The organism is Pseudomonas sp. UC 17F4 (assembly GCF_900101695.1).
Lineage (GTDB): Bacteria > Pseudomonadota > Gammaproteobacteria > Pseudomonadales > Pseudomonadaceae > Aquipseudomonas.
The window spans coordinates 2783445-2803450 of sequence record NZ_FNKV01000001.1 but is presented as its reverse complement, the minus strand read 5'-3'; the positions used below and the strand labels follow the sequence as shown (position 1 = coordinate 2803450).

Genomic DNA, 20006 nt, shown 5'->3' with positions numbered 1-20006 from the left:
ACCCTCATTAGGAAATTAGCTTTTCAAGTTCATCTCCAGTTAAACGTTTGAGGGCCTGCAGAGATTTAGCCAATTCGTCTTCCAGCGGCGAGCTCTGCGCCTGAAGCGTTGCCACCAGCGTACAGAAAGCCTTGAAGTCGCGGGCCTGAAACAATTCACGCAACGGCACTTCGAGGTTCACCTGCTCACGGATGCGGACAATCACCTGGGTGGCCAGCAGCGAGTGCCCGCCAAGGCTGAAGAAGTCATCGTCGAGGCCAACCTGGGGCACCTGCAGTACCTCTTGCCAGACCGCTGCCAGTTGCAACTCGAGCGCGCTCTGCGGGGCGCGATAGCGGCGTGATCCCTGCAATTGGCCCGGCGTCGGCAGGGCCTTGCGATCAAGCTTGCCGTTGGCGGTCAACGGCCACGCCGCGAGGAAGACCATGTGGGTCGGCACCATGTACTCGGGCAGCGCCTGCAACAACAAGCCGCGCAAACGCTCCACGGCCTGAGCTTGATCCTCGGCGCTGGCCAGGGCGATGTCCGCGCGCGAAGCGATCAGGTAGGCCACCAGTTGTTGCCCGGCCACGCCCTGGTGCGCCAGGACCAGGGCCTGGTCGACCTCTGCCAGGGCTTGCAAACGCTCCTGGACCTCGCCCAGCTCAATGCGAAAACCACGGATCTTCACCTGGTGGTCGGCACGCCCGGCATACTCGACCGTGCCGCTGGCGGTGAAGCGCGCCAGGTCTCCAGTGCGATAGAGACGCCCGCCGGGGTTGCCGAACGGATCGGGAACAAAGCGGCTGGCACTCAAACCACCGCGATTCAAATAGCCACGGGCCAGCCCCGCGCGCCCGACATACAACTCACCCACACAGCCGTGAGGTACCGGGTTGAGGTCGCCATCGAGCACGTACCAGGACAAGTCGCCAATCGGTTCGCCAATGGGGCTGCCCTGGGCACTGCCCAGATCAGCCCTGGACAACGGTCGATAGGTCACGTGCACCGTGGTCTCGGTGATGCCATACATGTTGATCAGGCGCGGTGCCTCGTCACCAAAGCGCTCGAACCACGGCGCCAGGCTGCTGACCTCGAGGTTCTCGCCGCCAAACACCACATAGCGCAAGGCCAGGTCCAGCGTCCCGGCGGGCGCGGCGCAGGCAACCTGGGCCAGCACCTTGAACGCCGAGGGGGTCTGGTTGAGCACCGTGACCCGCTCGCGCTGCAGCAGCGCCAGGAACGCCTCGGGCGAGCGGGCAGTGTCCTGGTCGACCATGATCAGCCGGCCGCCGTGCAGCAAGGCACCAAAGATTTCCCACACCGAGAAATCGAAGGCGAATGAGTGAAACAGGCTCCACACATCGGCACTGTTGAAGGCGAACCACTGCTCGGTGGCCGCGAACAGACGCACGACGTTGGCATGCGCCAGCAAGGTGCCCTTCGGTAGCCCGGTCGAGCCCGAGGTGTAGATCACATAGGCCAGGTTGTCCGGGTCGAGCTTGAGCTGCGGGTTGCTGCAATCACCGTCATCCGCCACGTCCAGCAGCAGGGTTGGTACGCCTTCCGGCACCGGCAGCTGCGCCAGCAATTGCTCCTGCGCCAGCAACATCGACATGCCGCTGTCCTGCATCATGTAGGCCAGGCGGTCCTGCGGGTAGTTGGGGTCGAGCGGAACGTAGGCGCCACCGGCCTTGAGGATGGCCAGCAGGCCGACGATCATCGGCAGGTCGCGGGTCGCCGCCAGGCCCACCCGGACATCGGCCCCCACCCCCATGGCAATCAGCCGATGGGCCAGCTGGTTGGCGCTGTTGTTGAGCTGGCCGTAACTCAAGCACTGCTCACCGCGCGACACCGCCAGCGCATCCGGGTTGCGTTCGACCTGGGCTTCGAACAGTTCATGAATGCAGTGGCGCACAGGGAACTGTTGCGGCGCCGGGTTCCAGCAGCGCAGCGTTGACTGCTGTTGCGCCGGATCGAGCAACGCCAGCTGGCCCAGACGTGCCTGCGGGTCAGCGGCCACCGCCCGCAGCAGCGCTTGCCAATGCCCGAGCATCTGCTCGATGGTGGCCGCGTCGAACAGGTCCGTAGCGTAGTTGAGGCTGGCGCCAATGCCTTGCGCGGATTCATGGGTGGTCAGGGTGAGGTCGAACTGTGCATCCTGGCTGTCCTGGCCAACCGCCTCGACCTGCAGGGCCAGCGCGGCCTGAGGCGCCGCGCCCGGGGTGTCGCTGCGATGATTGAACATCACCTGGAACAACGGGCTATGGCTCAGGCTGCGCTCCGGGTGCAGGGCTTCGACCAGTTGTTCGAAGGGCAGGTCCTGGTGCGCCTGGGCGCCCAGCGCCCGCTCACGAACCTGGGCCAGCAGCTCGCTGAAACGCAGGTGCCCGTCAACCTCGGCACGCAGTACCTGGGTATTGACGAAAAAGCCGATCAAGCGCTCGGTTTCCGGGCGGTTGCGGTTGGCCACCGGTACTCCGACGCGAATATCCCGCTCGCCGCTATAGCGCGCCAGCAGCGCCTGGAACGACGCCAGTAACAGCATGAACAGCGTTGCACCCTGTTGCCGCGCCAGCCCTTGCAGTGCCTGGCTCAGGTCGCTGTCCAGCTGTATCTCCACACGTGCACCGCGAAAGCTCCTGCTGGCCGGGCGCGGCCGGTCGGTGGGCAGCGCCAGCACCGGCTGCTGATCGCCCAGTTGCTCAAGCCAGTAGGCCAGTTGGCGTTCGCGCTCACCAGCTTGCATCCAGTGCCGCTGCCAGATCGCATAGTCACTGTACTGCAGCGCCACTGCCGGCAGGCTGCAAGGCTGTCCTTGCAAGCGGGCGCTGTACAGGGCCACCAGCTCCTCGACCATGACCTGCATGGAGCGCGCATCCGAGACGATGTGATGCTGGGTCAGCACCAGCACGTGATCGTCGTTGCCCAGGGTCAGCAGCTTGATCCGCAACAAGGGCCCCTGGCGCAAGTCAAACAGCTGCGCGGTTTCGGCGCGGATGAACTGCCTGAGCGCCTGCTCGGCCGACTGCCCCGGCGGCACACTCAACGGCTGCACCGCAATGCGCAAATTGGCCTGGGCATCAATGACCTGGCAAGTGCCCCCTTGGGCGTTCTGGACAAACCGCGTGCGCAATGTGGCATGCCGCGCGCCCAGCAGGTCGAAGGCCTGCTGCAGGCTGGCGATGTCCAGCGGGCCACGTAGACGCAGCGCGGTGGGGATGTGGTAGGCGGCGCTGTCAGGGTCCAGTTGCCAGAGAAACCACTGGCGCTCCTGGGCAAAAGACAGTGGCAGTTGTTCGAACTCATCGCTCACCCGCGGTATCGGCAGGTTGGCGGGCGAGATGCCCTCTGCCTGCATTTTTTCCAGGTACAGCCGGCGTTTTTCCAGCGGCAGAAGAATGAAACGCTGAGCAATCTTCAAGGCGACCTGCTGATCCATCAGATGGCCTCCATTTCGTCGAGCAACGCATCGAGCCTGCTGAGTTTGTCACTGTTCAGCGAAGACCCGCTCTGTTCCAGCTCGGCGACCAAGGCGCCGAGGACCGGGAATTGAAAAACCGTTTGCGCTGTCAGTTTCATACCAAGCTCAAGTTGAATTCGCGACACCACGCTCACCACCAGCAAGGAGTGACCGCCCATCTCGAAGAAGTTATCGTTCATGCCAATCCGCTCGACCTGCAGCACCTGCTGCCAGATCTGCGCCACCTGGCAGGCCAGCTCAGTGCTTGGCGCAATGAATTCGCTGCTGCCAACCTGGCTGTCGACTGCCGGCAGCGCCTTGCGGTCAAGTTTGCCGTTGGGGGTCAGCGGCAACTGTTCAAGGAACAGCACGTGGGCTGGAATCATGTAGTCGGGCAGGTCGGCTCGCAGCGCGTGCCTGATGGCTTCGCCCGCCTGGGCGTAGGCGCTTGGCGCGAGGTCGCCATCCACCACCAGGTAGGCCACCAGGTGCGCGCCCCGCGCCCCCTGCAGCGCCAGCACCGCAGCCTCGCGCACCTGGGCCAGGGCCTGCAGGCGTGCTTCGACTTCGCCCAGCTCGATGCGGAACCCGCGGATCTTGACCTGATGATCCAGGCGGCCGATGTACTCAAGCTCGCCGTCGTCGCGGTAGCGCACCAGGTCACCACTGCGGTACAAGCGGGCGCCGGGCACGCCGAAGGGATCCGGCACGAATTTCTCGGCGGTAAGACCCGGGCGCAGCAGGTAGCCACGGGTAACCCCGTCGCCGGCCAGCAGCAACTCGCCGGCCACCCCAAGGGCGGTCGGCTGCAAGCGGCCATCGACGACGTAGGCGCGGGTGTTGGCCAACGGCCGGCCGATACTCGGTGTGCCGCCAGGGTGACGGCGCGTCCAGGTCGAGTAGGTGGTGTCTTCCGACGGTCCGTACAGGTCGTAGACGTGCTCGATGGTGCCGCTGGCATACAGCTGCTCCACCAGCGCCTGCCTGAGCGGCTCGCCGGCCAGGTTGACGATGCGCACGCCCGGCGGAATCTGCCCGGCACGCTGCAGGGCCGCGACTGCCGAGGGCACACTGTTGAGCAGACGTACCCGCTCGCGGGCCGCCAGCGTCGGCAGCTCCAGGGCATTGCGCGCCATGATCACCTGACCGCCATTGGCCAGGGTGACGAACAGCTCCCACACCGACAGGTCGAAGCAGATCGACGTCGACGCCAGCACACCCTGGATATCTTCCTGGCTGTAAACCTGCTGCGACCACTGAATCAGTGCGCCGACGTTGCGATGGGTAATCGCCACGCCCTTGGGTTTGCCGGTGGAGCCGGAGGTATAGATGACATACGCCAGGTTCTGCGCCGAGACCGCTGTCTGCGGGTTGCCAGGCGTGGTCGCCGCCTGCTCGCCATAGCCACGCTCCACCGGCACGACCTGAACGCTGGCGGGCACGCTGAGGTGCTCCAGCACCTGCTGCTGGCTCAGCAGGACACGGGCGCGACTGTCTTCAAGCATGTAGGCCACACGCTCGGCCGGGTAGTCGGGGTCCAGCGGCACATACGCACCACCTGCCTTGAGCACCGCCAGCAAGGCCACCAGCATTTCACTCGAGCGCGGCATCGCCACGCCGACCCGCACCTCGGGGCCCACGCCAAGCTCGATCAAGGCACAGGCCAGAAGATTGGCCCGCTGGTTCAACTGGGCATAACTGATGTGCGCCTGACCGTCGATCAATGCTGTTGCGTCAGCCCTGCGCGCGGCCTGCGCTTCGATATGCTGATGGATACAGCGCTGGTGAGCAAAGGCCAGGGTATTGCTGTTGCAGGTTTCGAGCAGCAGCCCGCGCTCGCTGCCGGTTAGCATGTCCAACTCGCCGAGGACCCGTTGCGGCGCCTGGCAGAGTTGCTCGAGCAGGTTGTCCAGGTGGGTGGCGATACGCTCGATCTGGGCATCGCTGAACAACGCACAGGCATAGTTGAACTGCAGCACCAGTTCCTCGCCCGTCGAAACCAGCAAGGTCAGCGGGTAGTGCGTTTGCTCGTGGCTGTTGAGCCGGCCGAAACGCAAGTCCTGGGTTGCGCCCTGCTCCAGGGCCTGCGACACCGGGTAGTTCTCGAACACCAGAATGTTGTCGAACAGCGATTCAGCGCTGTGTCCGGCCCAGCGTTGAATGACGAACAGCGGGGTATGTTCATGCTCGCGCAGGCTCAGGTTTTTCGCCTGCAGCGCCTGCAGGAAGCTGCCGACGCTTTGCTCCGGGCGCGGCGTGGTGGCAACCGGCAGGGTATTGATGAACAACCCCATCTGGCGTTCGGCATCAGGCAGTTCGACCGGACGTCCGGCTACCGTGGCACCGAACACGACCGTTTGCTGGCCGCTATAACTCTGCAGCAAGAGTGCCCAGGCGGCCTGAACCAGGGTGTTGAAGGTCACCTTCTGTTCGCGGGCAAACCCATGCAAGCGTTGGCTGCGCGAGCCTTCCAGCACGTGCCGGTACTCGCGCTGGTGGCGGTTGCCAGCGTCATGTGCCGTGCTTGCGGCCAGCCGGGTTGGGCCGACCAGGTCCTGCAGTTGCGCTTTCCAGAACGCTTCACTGGCCTGCTCGTCCTGAGCCTGCAGCCACTGGATATAGTCACGGTAACGGCCGTGCAGCGCAGCCGGTTGCTCGCCACGATAGCGTTGCAGCACCTCCCCCATCAGTTGTGAATTGCTCCAACCGTCCATAAGGATATGGTGGCTGGTGTAGATCAGCTGGTAGCGTTGCCCGTCGCAGTGCACCACATGCAGGCGCAGCAACGGCGCGCAGCCCAGGTCGAAACCGCGCTTGCGCTCACTGGCCGCCAGCGCGCCCAGCGCCTCGTCCAGGTCGGCACGCTGACGCCAGTCAAGAACGGTAAAGGGCACCTCCACCGATGCTTGCACTGCCTGCAAGGGACGTGCGCCAACGCCCTGCCAGATGAAACGGGTTCGCAGGATGTCGTGGGCCTGCACAGTGGCCTGCCAGGCGGCGGCAAAAGCCTCTACATCGAGGCCGAAAACCTCGACGCTCATCTGGTTGACGTAACTGCCCTGCTCGCGACCATCGAGGGCATGGAACAACATGCCCTGCTGCATCGGTGACAGCGGATAGAGGTCTTCGACTGCGCTCAGGTCCAACTGATCGAGCTGTGCCTGAGTCAGTTGCGCCAGGGCAAAGTCCGATGGCGTGGCGCCCTGGCTGCGTGGGTCACAGCAATGGGCGACCAGCGCTGCCAGTTCCTGCTCATAGTCATCGGCCAGGCGCTGCACCGTCGAGGCAGCGAACATTTGCGTGCTGAACGTCCAGCCGATACTCAGCTCGCCATCAAACACCCGGCCATTGAGCATCAACCAGTTGGCCAGTGGAACATCAGCGCCCTGCTCGGCCCCCCGCGCCTCGCCAGTCGGGGTGAACAGTGCCGCGTCGTCGGTGAAACTGCTGTCGAACTGGCCCAGGTAGTTGAACGTGATGCGCGGCACCGCCAGCCCTGTGAGCCGGGCGCGATCGCCTGGTTCAGCAAAATGGCCGAGCACGCCATAGCCCAGCCCCTTGTCGGGGATCGCGCGCAACTGCTCCTTGACGGTTTTCAGGGTCGTACCCAGGTCATCACGGGCACTCAGGCGCACCGGGAACAGGCTGGTGAACCAGCCAACCGACCGGGTCAGGTCAATGTCATCGAAGAGGTCTTCGCGGCCATGCCCTTCCAGCTGGATCAGCGTATCGGCCTGCCCGCTCCAGCGCGCGATGACCCGCGCCAGCGCCGCCAGGAGCACATCGTTGACCTGCGTCCGGTAAGCATTCGGCGCCACTTGCAGCAATTGCCGGGTGAGCCCGGCATTCAGGCGGGTGACCACGCTGTGGGCGTAACGGCTATGCAGGCTGGCGTCCGGATCGTCGCAGGGTAGCGCACTGCCCGACACCGACAATTGCGCCTGCCAGTAGTCGACCTGCCCGCGCACGGCCTCGCTTTGGGCATAGCGCTGCAAGCGTGCCGCCCAGGCCTGCACCGAACTGGTCTTGGCCGGCAGGTTGCCGGGCGTGCCCGCCAGGGCACTGGCGTAGGCTGCCTGCAGGTCCTCAAAGAGGATGCGCCAGGAAACCCCGTCCACCACCAGGTGGTGGATGACCAGCAGCAAGCGCTGCTGCTGGTCAGGCAGGTCGAGCAGCAACGCTCTGAGCAGCGGCCCCTGTGCAAGGTCGAGGCTGCACTGGGCCCGTTCACAGGCTGCGGCCAGTTCGCTTTGGTCGTGCACGCTTGCCTGCCACAGCAGCCCTTCGCGCCGCCAGTGCTGCGCCTGTTGTTGCAGGCTGCGGTAATCGGCCCGCCATTGCCCGTCTGCCGCGCTGAAGTTCAGGCGCAACGCGTCATGATGCTGCACCAGCGCTTGCAGGGCCTGCTCCAGTGCTGGCGCCTGCAGGCGTTCGGCGGGCTTGAGCAGCACCGACTGGTTCCAGTGCTGGCGTGTCTGCATGTCTTGTTCGAAGAACTGCGCCTGGATCGGCAGCAACTGCACCCGCCCGCTGGCTGGCCCCTGATCGATCTCAAGGGCCGCGGCGCCGGTTGCCGCAACCGCCGCCAGGCTTTGCACGGTCTGATGCTGGAACAGCTGTTTGGGAGTGAAATGGATACCCGCCTGACGCGCGCGGCTGACCACCTGGATGGAAATGATCGAGTCACCGCCCAGTTCGAAAAAGTTGTCGGTCAAACCGACGCGCTCGCACTTGAGCACGCTTTGCCAGATCTGGGCAATCTGCCGCTCCAGCTCCGCCACCGGTGCCACATACTGCTGGCTCGGTTCCAGGTCAGGTGCAGGCAGGGCCTTGCGCTCCAGTTTGCCGTTGGGGCTGAGTGGCATCCGCTCGATCAACTGGATGCGAGCGGGCACCATGTAGTCGGGCAGGTTTGCCTTCAAGTGCTGGTCCAGCGCCTGGCGCCAGGCGCCTTGCTCGGCCTGGGCGCTGGCAAAGTCCGCGCTCGGTACCACATAGGCCACCAGGCGTTGGGCGGCGTTGTCGCCCACCGCCAGCACCGCGGCCTCGCGAACCGACGCGTGTTCGACCAGGCGTGCCTCGATTTCGCCCAGCTCGATACGCAGCCCGCGAATTTTTACCTGGTGGTCGATGCGACCGGCATATTCGATCACCCCATCGGCACGGTAGCGCGCCAGGTCACCGGTGCGGTACAGGCGCTGAGCAGCGTCGAACGGGCTGGCGACGAAACGCTCGGCGGTCAGTCCTGGACGCAAATGATATCCCCTGGCCAGGCCTTCGCCGCCAAGGTACAGCTCGCCTATCACCCCCGCCGGCAGCAATTGCAGGCTCGCATCGAGAATCCAGGTTTGCAGGTTGGCGATCGGCTCACCGATCGGCACGCTGTCCCCCGGCTCTTCCCGGCAGGTCCAGTGGGTGACGTCGATGGCCGCTTCAGTCGGCCCATACAGGTTGTAAAGCGCCGCACCGGGCAACTGGGCAAAAACTTGCGCCTGGGCATCCACCGGCAGTGCTTCGCCACTGCAGACTATCCGCTTGAGCGAGGTACAACAGGCCACCGCCTCGTCCTGCATGAACGCCTGCAACATGGACGGCACAAAATGCAGGGTGCTGACGCCCTGGTTGCGGATCAAAGCAACCAACCTTGCAGGATCCCGATGATCGCCGGGCTCGGCGATGACCAGGCGGGCACCGAACATCAGCGGCCAGAAGAACTCCCAGACCGAGACGTCGAAACTGAACGGGGTCTTCTGCAGCACGACATCGTCAGGTGTCAGGCCGTAAGCCTGTTGCATCCAGTTAAGGCGGTTGCTCAGGGCCACATGGCGGTTACCGGCGCCCTTGGGCTTGCCGGTCGAGCCTGAGGTATAGATCACGTAGGCCAGGTTCTGCGCATCAGGCGTGCACGGCACTGGCGCCATGCCCTGGGCGGGTGTCAGTGCCTCGGGCCGGTCCAGCAGCAAGGTCTGCAGACTGCCCGGCAGGCTCAAGCGCTCGAGCAGTGCCGACTGGGTCAGCAACAGCCCGATACCGCTGTCCTCGATCATGTAGCTCAGGCGTTCGGCGGGGTAATCGGGGTCCAGCGGCACATAAGCGCCTCCGGCCTTGAGCACCGCCAGCAAGCCGACGACCATTTCCAGGCTGCGTTCGGCAGCGATGCCGACCAGCACCTCCGGGCCCACGCCTGCGCCAACCAGGCGCTGGGCCCATTGGTTGGCCTGCAGCTCCAGCGCCGCGTAGGACATGGCCTGACCGGCGAAGACCAGGGCAGTGGCCGCGGGCGTGCGCTGGGCCTGGTCGGCAATCACCTGGTGCACGCAGCGCGAGTCGGCATAGTGCTGCGCGGTATGGTTCCAGCCGTCGATAACCTGGCGTTGCGCGCGTTCACCCAGCATCGGCAACTGGCCAAGCGGCTGATCGACCTGCTCGACAAAGCCTTGCAGCAGTTGGGTCAGATGGCCGCACAGGTTCGTCACCGCAGTGTCATCGCACAGCGCCCGGTCGTAGCTGAACTGCAAGGTCAGCACCTCGCCGAGCCCCACCGCAAGGGTCAGCGCAAAGTGCGTCTGCTCCTGCATCTTCACCTCGCCGAACTGCAGCCCTTCAGGCGCACCTTGTTGCAGCGCATCGGCAATAGGATAGTTCTCGAACACCAGGATGCTGTCGAACAGCGGCTCGCCCGCCCGTCCAGCCCACCGCTGAATATCGGCCAGCGGCACCTGCTCATGTTCACGCAGCGCCACGTTCTGCGCCTGGACCTGTTGCAGCCAGTGCCCGACGCTGAGCTCTGCAGCCGGGCTGGCAATGACCGGCAGGGTGTTGATGAACAGGCCAACCTGCTGTTCGATGCCGGCAAGCTCCGCCGGCCGCCCCGCCACCGTGGCACCCAATGCCACGGAAGGCTGGCCGGTATAGCGCTGCAGCAATACCAGCCAGGCTGCCTGTACCAAGGTATTGAGGGTGACTTTCTGTTGCCGGGCAAACTCGCTCAAGCGAGTGCTTTGCGCCAGCGTCAGGCTCGCCTGGTACTGGCCCTGACCGCTAGCGGCCTGCCCGTGCGCGCCAGCCAGGGCTGGTGCCAGCAGGGTCGGCGCGGCGAGGTCAGACAACTGCGCCTCCCAGAACACGCGGCTGCGCGCATCATCCTGCGCCTGCAACCAGCCGATGTAATCGGCATAACGCCCAGGCCGCGCTGGCACGGCGTGCCCTCGGTAACGCTGGAGCACTTCGCCCATCAGCAACGAGCTGCTCCAGCCGTCCATCAGGATGTGATGACTGGTGTGGATCAGGTGATAGTCATGCTCGCCGCTACGCACCAACAGCAAACGCAGCAATGGCCCGCAGCTCAGCTCGAAACCCCGTGCCCGCTCAGTGTCCGCCAGTTCCTGCAGGTCCTGGGCACTGCCCGGCCGCCCGCGCCAGTCAAGGACCTCAAACGGCAGCTCGACCTGTTTGAGCACCACTTGCACAGGTTTGTCGGCATCGTCAGGCCAGATAAAACCACTGCGCAGCACTTCATGGGCCTGCAGGCACGCCTGCCAGGCATCGCGGAAGCGCTGCAGATCCAGCCCGCGAATATCCACGCGCAACTGATTGATATAGTCACCCGACCCCTGCTCATAGAGGGAGTGGAAAAACATGCCCTGCTGCATCGGCGACAGTGGATAGAGGTCCTCGATATCCGCGCCATTGCACGCCAGCCGGTCCAGTTGCGCCTGGCTCAAGCGCGCCAGCGCGAAGTCGGACGGGGTAACCCCACGGTGGCGTGGATCACAGCAATGGCTGATCAGGCTGCGCAGCTCGTCGGCATACTCATCGGCCAGCGCCTGCATCTGCGCGCGGTCGAACATCTGCTCGCTGAAAGTCCATTCCAGGCTGAGCTCGCCCGCGTAGACCTGGCCGTTCAAGGTCAGCCAGTTGCTCAACAGTGCCTGCGGGCTGCGCTCCTCGCCCTTGTCCTCGGTACTGGGGACAAACAGGCCTTGCCCATCGGCAAAACTGGCATCGAACTGCCCCAGGTAGTTGAAGGTGATCCGCGGTTGCGCCAGGCCACGCAACTGCAGGCGCGTCGGCTCATCGGCCAGATAGCGCAGAAGACCGTAGCCGATGCCCTTGTCAGGCACCTGGCGCAGTTGCTCCTTGATCTGCTTGATCGATTGCCCAAGGTCGTCGCAAGCCGTCAGACGCAGCGCAAACACGCTGGTAAACCAGCCCAGGGTCCGGCTCAGATCGATATCGTCAAACAGCGCTTCACGGCCGTGGCCTTCCAGGCGGATCAAGGTATGCCGGTCGCCGGTCCAACGGCTGATGACACGGGCCAGGGCCGTCAGCAGCAAGTCGTTGATCTGCGTACGGTAGGCAGCAGGCGCCTGTTGCAGCAACTGGCGCGTCACGGTGCTGTCGAGCCGGGTCTGGACGCTGCGGGCGTGACTGGCCAACAGGCTCGCCTGCGGGTCACGGCATGGCAAGTCGTTGGCGCAGCTCAACTGCTCACGCCAGTAAGCCAGCTCGGTGTCCATGCGCCGCTCGCGGGCTCGCACCTGCAAACGCTCGCTCCAGGCCTTGAGCGAACTGGTCTTGTCCTGCAAGCGCAGCGTTTGGCCAGCCATCAGCTGCTGGTATGCCTGCTGGATATCCTCGAGCAACAGGCGCCACGACACACCATCGACCGCCAGGTGGTGAACCACCAGCAGCAGCCGCTGCGAGCCATCGGCCAAGGTTGCCAGCAACCCGCGCAGCAGCGGCCCGTGCTGCAAGTCCAGACTGCGCTGAACCTCGTTGCAGCGCGCGGTCAGGGCCTGCTCATCCGCCACGTCAGCCTGCCACAGCAATGTCGCTGGCAGGCGCGTCAACGCACCGTAGGTGGCCTGCCAGCTACCGTCGGCCTGGCGCTGGAAGTTCAAGCGCAGCGCATCGTGATGCACCACCAGCGCTTGCAGCACCTGCTCCAGCAGCTCGGCTTGCAAGGGCGCTCGCGGTTGCAGCAGGACCGATTGGTTCCAGTGCCCAGGGGCCTGCAGTGACTGCTCGAAAAACGCCTGGGCAATCGGCAGCAATGGCACCTCACCGACCACCGGCGCTTGTTCGAAGCGCTGCACGCCACCCAGCCGGGCGACACTGGCCAGGCCCTGGACAGTCTGCTGCTGGAACAGATCGCGCGGGGTGAAATGAATGCCGGCCTGGCGTGCGCGGCTCACCACCTGAATGGAGATGATCGAGTCGCCACCGAGCTCGAAGAAGTTGTCCTGACGACCAATGGCCTGGCGCTTGAGCACCGCCTCCCAGATCGTTGCAATGCGCTGCTCCAGCTCATTGGCCGGTGCCTGATAATCTTCCTGCGCGCGCTCCAGGCCGGGCTGCGGCAAGGCCATGCGGTCGAGCTTGCCATTGGCCGTCACGGGCAGTTGGTCAAGCAGCACCACATGCGCGGGCACCATGTAGTCCGGCAGCACTGCGTGCAATTGCTCGCGCAGCTGGCTTGGCGGGGTGCCAGCGTCGGCGACCACGTAGGCAACCAGCTGTTTGCCAAGGCTGGCGTCAACGGCCAGCACCACCGCTTCGCGCACCGGTGCCAGGGCCAGCAACTGCGACTCGATTTCCCCCAGTTCGACACGCATGCCGCGGATCTTCACCTGGTGATCGATACGGGTAACAAACTGCAATTCGCCGTCAGCCCCCCGCCGCACCAGGTCACCGCTGCGGTACAGGCGTGCGCCCGGGCTGCGGCCGAACGGATCGGGGACAAAGCGCTCGGCCGTCAGCCCAGGGCGGCGGTGATAACCACGCGCCAGCGCCGCGCCGCCGATGTACAGCTCACCGATGGCCGCCGGGGCCAGCACCTCAAGACCGCCACCGAGCACGTACAAGGCGGTATCAACCAGCGGCCGGCCAATGCCTACCCGTGTATCGCTGGCGGTTGCGCGTTGGCTGTGGCTGGCATTGATGGTCGCCTCCACGGGCCCGTAACGGTTGTACAAGGCTACGTGGGGCAGGCGTTGCAGCACCTTGTGCTGCAGCTCGCGAGACAACGCCTCGCCCCCACTGAACAGATTGCGCAACGACGTACAGCCTTCAAGCCCAGGGGTTTCAATGAACGCCTGGAGCATCGAGGGAACAAAGTGCAAGGTACTGACCTGATGAGCCTGGATCAGCGCCAGCAGACGCTCCGGGTCTCGCTGGTCGCCCGGTTGCGCCAGCACCACCGGCGCACCACAGGTCAACGGCAGCAACAGCTCCCAGACCGAGACATCAAAACTGCTTGAGGTTTTCTGCAGCACCGCGTCTGCGGGGCTCATGGCATAGGTATCGCGCATCCATTGCAAGCGCCCGCTCAAGGCCCCATAGCGATTACCCGCCGCTTTCGGCCGGCCGGTGGAACCGGAGGTATAGATCAGGTAGGCGAGGTTCTCGGCCTGCTGCACAATCGGCAAAGGCTGGTCGCTGCACTGCGCCAGAGACGGATCGTCAAGCAACTGCACAGGCAACGGCAGGTCGCCGGGCAGGCGCGAGAGCACCGGCGCCTGGCTCAGCAGCAGGGCGATACTGCTGTCCTCGATCATGTAGGCCAGGCGCTCGCGCGGATACTCAGGGTCCAGCGGTACATAGGCGCCACCGGCCTTGAGCACGGCAAGCACGGCCACGACCAACGCCATCGAACGCTCGACGGCGATGCCCACCAGAACGTCCGGCCCAACCCCCGACGCCCGCAGGCGCTGGGCCAGCCGGTTGGCCTGGGCGTCGAGCTGCGCATAACTCAAGGTCGCCTCGGCAAACACCAGCGCGGTTGCCTGGGGCCGGGTTGCGACCTGCTCGGCGATCAGGCTCAGCAGGCAAGCCGGGACGCTGGCTTGCGGGTCATTGCAGGCGTCGAGCAACTGACGAGTCTGGGCATCGTCGAACAGCGACTGTTCCGCCAGGCGCTGGTGCGGCTCGGCAAGGCAGCGCTCAAGCAGGTAACGCCAGTGCTCGCCGAGCCGCTCGATGGTGGCTGGCTCGAACAGGTCACAGGCATAGGCCAGCGACGCCTTGAGTATCCCGCCCTGGTCCTCGGTGTTGAGGGTCAGATCGAAACGCACCGTGTCGCTGCCTCGATCGAGCGCCTCGACGGTCAATCCCGGCAGGCGCCACTGGTCAACCGCCGGTTGCGCCACCTGGTGGTTGAACATCACCTGGAACAGCGGGCTCTGGTTCAGGCTGCGCTGCGGCTGCAAGGCATCGACCAGGTGCTCGAACGGCAGGTCCTGATGGGCCTGGGCCTCGAGCACGCGCTGCTTGGCCTGCTGCACCAGCTCGACGAACGACATCTGCCCATCGACCTGTGCCCGCAGTACCTGGGTATTGACGAAGAAACCGATCAGCGGCTCGACCTCGGCCCGTGTCCTATTGGCGATCGGCGTGCCAATGCGGATATCCGATGCGCCGCTGTAGCGATGCAGCACCGCCTGAAACGATGCCAGCAGCACCATGAACGGCGTCGCGCCCATGCTCGCGGCGAATGCGCGCACCGCTTGCGAAACGCTCTCGGACAAGGCTATCGGCACCCGTGCGCCACGTGCACTGCGCGACGCCGGGCGTGGGTAATCGAGGGGCAGCTCGAGGTTGACCGCCTCCTCTCCAAGGTTGGCTTTCCAGTACGCCAGCTGCCGTTGCGCTTCACCGGCGTCCAGCCACAGGCGCTGCCAACGTGCATGGTCGGCATACTGCACGGCCAACGGCGCGGGTACGGCCTGCTCGGCGTCCGCGACCAGGCGCGCATAGCCGTGGGTCACTTCTTCGACCAGAATCGGCAGGGACCAGGCATCACAAACGATGTGATGGGTGCAGAACAACAGCACATGTTGCTCGGCATCCAGCCTGAGCAGCGTGGCCCGCAGCAACGGCCCCTGCTCCAGGTCGAAGGCTTGCCGGGCCTGGCGTTCAATCTCCTGATCCGCCAGTGCCTGGCCGTTCTCGCCGCTAAAGTCGAGCAGTTGCAGTTCAAAGCGCGCAACGGCCTCGACCTGCTGCAACACCTGGCCGTCCTGCAGCACAAAACGGGTGCGCAGGACTTCATGGCGGGTCACCAGCGCCTCGAAGCTTTGCCGCAGGCTTTCGACATTCAACTGTCCGCGCAAGCGCAGCACGGCCAGTTGGTTATAGGCCGTGGAGTCCGGCTCCAGTTGCCAGAGAAACCACATCCGTTGCTGGGCATGCGAGGCGGGCGTCGCCTCGCTGGGGTCTTCGCGCCGGGGAATCGGCAGGCTTTCCAGCGACAGGCCTTGCTCAAGCATGCGCGCCTGCAAGGCGCGCCGTTCAGCAGCGGAAAAACGGGTGAAGCGCTCAGCCAGCGCCAGCATTCGTTGCTCAAGCATGCTCATTGCTCCTGAGCCTCGGCAAACAGCGCTTCGAGCGCCTGGATCTTGTCTTCGCTGACCGCCTCGTCACGGTGCATCTCGATCTGCCGGGCCAGCAGCTCCACGGTTTCGCCCTCGAAGAACACCTTGAGCGGCAAGGTGACATTGAGCCGCGCCTGAACCTGAGAACGAATCCGCGTGGCCAGCAACGAATGCCCGCCCAGGGCAAAGAAGTTGTCGTTGATACCCACCCGCTCCAGTTGCAAAGCCTCCTGCCAGACCTCGGCCAACAATTGCTCGAGTTCATTGCCCGGCGCGACGTAGGCAACACCGTCCAATGCCCGCGCAGCCAGGGCGGTCCGGTCAAGCTTGCCATTGGGGGTACGGGGCAGGCTTTGCACCGCCTGCAACGTCGAGGGCACCATGTACTCAGGCAACTGCTCTCGCAACAGTCCCAGCAATTGCACGGTCCGCGGCTGCGCATCGGCCATGGCGGCCAACACCACATAAGCCACCAGTTGCTTGCCGGCGGCGGTGTCGCGGGCGATGGCCACGGCCTCGCGCACGCCCTCCTGCGAACCCAGCAGAGCTTCGATCTCACCCAGCTCGATGCGGTGGCCACGAATTTTCAATTGATGATCCAGCCGACCGAGGTAATCGACCAGGCCGTCGGCGCGCACACAGGCAAGGTCGCCGGTGCGATAACAGCGCTGGCCCGGCTCGCTGGCGAACGGATCCGGAACGAAGCGACTGGCCGTCAGCCCGGGCCTGTTGAGATATCCCCGGCTAAGCCCGGCACCGGCAACGTACAACTCACCCTCCTGGGCAACCCCCGCCCAGCGCTGTTGATCATCAAGAACATACAGGCGAGTGCCGGCAATGGGCTCACCGATGGCGACGCGCAGTTCGTGATCAACGCGATCTTCTGGCGCCACCTGGTAGGCGCAGCACCAGACAGTGCTCTCCGAGGGCCCGTATTCGTTGACCAGCGTTACCCCCGGCAGTGCCTGGCGGTGGCGGCGCAGCAGCTCGGGAGGACAGACCTCGCCGGCAACAATGGCGCAACGCAACGCGGGCGCCGCCTGCAGATGCTCAAGCACCTGGGCGTGCAGCGACGGCAGGGCGAGAAAGTGCGAGATGGCCTGGCGCTCTATCAGTTGGGCAATGGCTTGAGGGTCCTTGTGCGCCTGCTCAAGCGGCAGGCACAGGCTGCCGCCCTGCCCCAGGGACCAGAAAATCCCCGCCACGGAGCTGTCGAACGAGAACGACGAGAGCATCAGGAAGCGTTGCACCGGCTGCTGATAGAACTGCACCCGCGCCTGGGTCGAGGCCAGCGCATTGGCGTGGCTGACCATCACCCCCTTGGGTGTGCCGGTGGAGCCTGAGGTGTAGATCACGTACGCCAGGTCATCCGCCTCGCCGCAACTGGCCAGCGGGCTGTCATCGACCTGATCGAGCGCCTCGTCATCCAGGCTGAGCAGGGTTGTCGTCGCCGGCATGGCGATAGCCGGATCAAGCGCCTGCAAGGCAATCAGGCACTCTACCCCAGCGTCCTCGAGCATGAAGGACAGGCGCTGCGCCGGATACTGCGGGTCCAGCGGCAGGTACGCCGCTCCCGCCTTGAGGATAGCCAGCAACGCCACGACGATCTCCACCGAACGTGCGCCGTAGACGCCAACAATCGCCTCACGGCCGATTCCGCGCTGGTTCAGAACGCGGGCCAGCTGGTTGGCACGGCGCTCAAGCTGGGCATAACTGACCTGCTGCTCGCCGATCTGGATCGCTGTCCGTTCGGGATGCTGCTGCGCGTGGCGCTCGAACAACTGGTGCAACTGGCGGCTGGCGCTCTCGCCCAGCGACTGGCTGCGGTCCAGTGCCTGCTGCAACGGTCGGGCCTGGGCGGCATCCACCAGGGCAACCTTTTGTGCTGCTTGCCGGGGGTCAGCCACGGCTTGAGTGACGAACTCAGCAAACTGAGCCAGCCAGGCGCGGCCCAGTTCGGCGCTGAACGAGCCGGCCGGCGACAGCAGGCGCAACAGCAGATCATCACCGCTGGGAGCTACCTGCAGGTGGAGTTTTTCCAGGCTGGGGCGATCCAGCCGGGCCCCCTCAAGCGGCTGATCAGCCCAGGAAAAACCGAAGTCCAGCCCCGCGCCCTGGCCACCGAGCATGTCCAGTTCGTTGAAGCAGTCCTGCCAGGACTGGCTCAACTGCAGCTGCGCGGCAAAGTGCTCGGCGTAGCCGTCCACGGACAGATCAGCCTGGCGACTGAAGGCAACCGGCAAACGCCAGGCCAGATGCCCCAGGGTAGAGTGCAACTGCTCGTTGCGCCCGCTCATTGCGCAGGCCACCAGCCAATGCTCGCGGCCACTCAGGCGACCGACGAACAGCCCCCACAGCAACAGCAGTGATGCTGCGTCCGAGTCCAGTCGCCATTGCTGGCGCAGGGTGCGCAGCGCCGGCACAACCGCTGGCAAATGCTGCTCGTGTTGCTGCAATGCCCCCATGAACGGGGTGAGCCGTTCATAAGGCAGACGCGAGTCGACCTGCATGTCGCGGTACAGATTGCGCCAGAACTCGCCCCCCTTGCGGCCGATGTCCTCCTGCGCAAGACCGGTCTGCCAATCGGCGTAGTCGGCGTATTGCAACCCGTCGAAGGGGGCCAGCGACTGCCCCTGGTAGAGCGCGCGCAATTGCTCCTCCAGCAAGCCCAGGGCAACCTCATCCAGGCTCGCCAGGGGCGCAGCGACTCGTAAGCGGTGTGCATCCTCGCCACTGCCCAGGCCCAGCACCAGGCTGTGGCTTGCCAATTGCGCCAGGCACGCTGGACCCGCCTGTTCGAAGGTGCCCGGCGCCACCGACAGCAGGCACAGGCGCGGCTGGGCATGAATCACCTGAACCGGACGTTTCATCCCCGGCATGTTTCGGTACTCGGTGCGCAGGATCTCGTGCCGTTCACTCAGGTCAATCGCCGCCTGCTCGAGCCGCTGGCGATCGATGGGGGCATCGAACGTCATGATCAGCTGGGCGCCGAGGACCGTACCACGGGCTTGCTGGGCATCGAGAATGGACGCTTGCTGGGCGGAAACCTGGAAAACTTCGGAAGGGTCGACTGGAGCGTTCATGGGGAATCCTTAACCAATTGCCACATCGACGCTGTTCAGCGCGATAGCCATTGCAGTGAGTATTTTTCGCGGCCCGGTGTATTCGTTGCGCGCGTGAACCGTAAGAATGTTGTCGAGAATCACCACGTCGCCCTGCTGCCAGGGGAACTCGACCATGACCTCTCGATAGATTTGTTGCAGGTGGGTGATGTAGTGCTCGGGGATTGCCGAGCCGTCACCGAAGAAGGTGTTCTGCGGCAGGTCCATCGGCGCGAACTCGGCCAGCAGGCTGGTGCGGATACTGTCTGGCAGCGTCAGCGCATTGAAAAAGGTCGCGTGATTGAACCAGACCGTCTCGCCCGTACGCGGATGACGGACCATGGCCGGACCGCGCTGGCGCGTGCGCAGCCGGTTACCGGGCTTCCACTGCGGCTCGACGCCGATCTTGCGGCAGTAGGCTTCAACCGCCTCGCGGTCTTCGGTCTGGAACACGGTCTGCCACGGCAAGCCCATGCCATCCCCATAGTTGCGCACATACAGCACGCCTTTGCGGGCAAACGCTTCACGCACCTGAGGATCGATCCGATCGAGAATCAGCCGTGTATCACCCAAGGGCGTCTCGCCCCCGGTCTGTGACGCCAGGTCACAGTAGAAATACAGGTGCAAGGGAAAGACCGGCGAATAGGAGTGCTCGTTGTGCGGGAAGATCTTCTCCACCGCCGGGTAGTCTGTGGAGCTGTAGACATTCAACTTGCGGGTAATCTGGGTACGTGGCGAAGCCCGGAACAGGTACTCGAGCGCGCCGCCGGAGATCACATCGACACAGCGGTTGAAGGTTTCAATGTCCTGTACATCGAAACCACGAAAAAGAATCGCCGCGTGCTTGTCCAGCTGTTGCTCGATCAGTTCGCGGTTTTCGCTGGCCCATTGCACCAGGCCCACGCCGGGTACGGTCGGGCGACACAGCAAGGGCATAGAGCCGCCTTCCAGCAGCGGCGAAAACGCCACCAACTGCTGGGCGCTGGCACCAAGGCTCTTTCTTCTGCCTTTGGCCAGTGCCGGTATGACGTGAGACTGGAAATCCGACATTTAACACCTTCCATTCGCTGATTCGACATTGGCGGCAAA

At 64.6% G+C, this 20006-nt stretch carries 4 protein-coding genes; all 4 read right to left on the bottom strand.

The window, feature by feature from the left end; translation table 11 throughout:
• Positions 1-7: 7 nt before the first annotated feature.
• From BLR26_RS12945 to BLR26_RS12930, 4 genes are read right to left on the bottom strand one after another with little or no spacing between them, the layout of a single operon-like run.
• Positions 8-3421, bottom strand: coding sequence for a non-ribosomal peptide synthetase (locus BLR26_RS12945; RefSeq protein ID WP_093381091.1), 3414 nt, complete (start codon positions 3419-3421; stop codon positions 8-10).
• Positions 3421-15792, bottom strand: coding sequence for a non-ribosomal peptide synthase/polyketide synthase (locus BLR26_RS12940; RefSeq protein ID WP_176794243.1), 12372 nt, complete (start codon positions 15790-15792; stop codon positions 3421-3423). Before BLR26_RS12940 ends, BLR26_RS12945 begins: the two co-directional genes overlap by 1 nt.
• A 2-nt stretch (positions 15793-15794) precedes the next feature.
• Positions 15795-18899, bottom strand: a complete 3105-nt coding sequence (locus BLR26_RS12935) for a non-ribosomal peptide synthetase (protein WP_093381085.1) — start codon at positions 18897-18899, stop codon at positions 15795-15797.
• Between the two features lie 9 nt (positions 18900-18908).
• Positions 18909-19967 carry a TauD/TfdA family dioxygenase gene (locus BLR26_RS12930; RefSeq protein WP_045194609.1) on the bottom strand — a complete coding sequence of 353 codons (1059 nt, stop codon included), beginning with the start codon at positions 19965-19967 and terminating at the stop codon, positions 18909-18911.
• Positions 19968-20006: the final 39 nt, after the last annotated feature.

Bases quoted from the DNA above. Each gene is read 5' to 3' on its own strand.
- BLR26_RS12945 (WP_093381091.1), bottom strand. From the start codon at position 3,421: ATGGATCAGCAGGTCGCCTTGAAGATTGCTCAGCGTTTCATTCTTCTG.
- BLR26_RS12940 (WP_176794243.1), bottom strand. From the start codon at position 15,792: ATGCTTGAGCAACGAATGCTGGCGCTGGCTGAGCGCTTCACCCGTTTT.
- BLR26_RS12935 (WP_093381085.1), bottom strand. From the start codon at position 18,899: ATGAACGCTCCAGTCGACCCTTCCGAAGTTTTCCAGGTTTCCGCCCAG.
- BLR26_RS12930 (WP_045194609.1), bottom strand. From the start codon at position 19,967: ATGTCGGATTTCCAGTCTCACGTCATACCGGCACTGGCCAAAGGCAGA.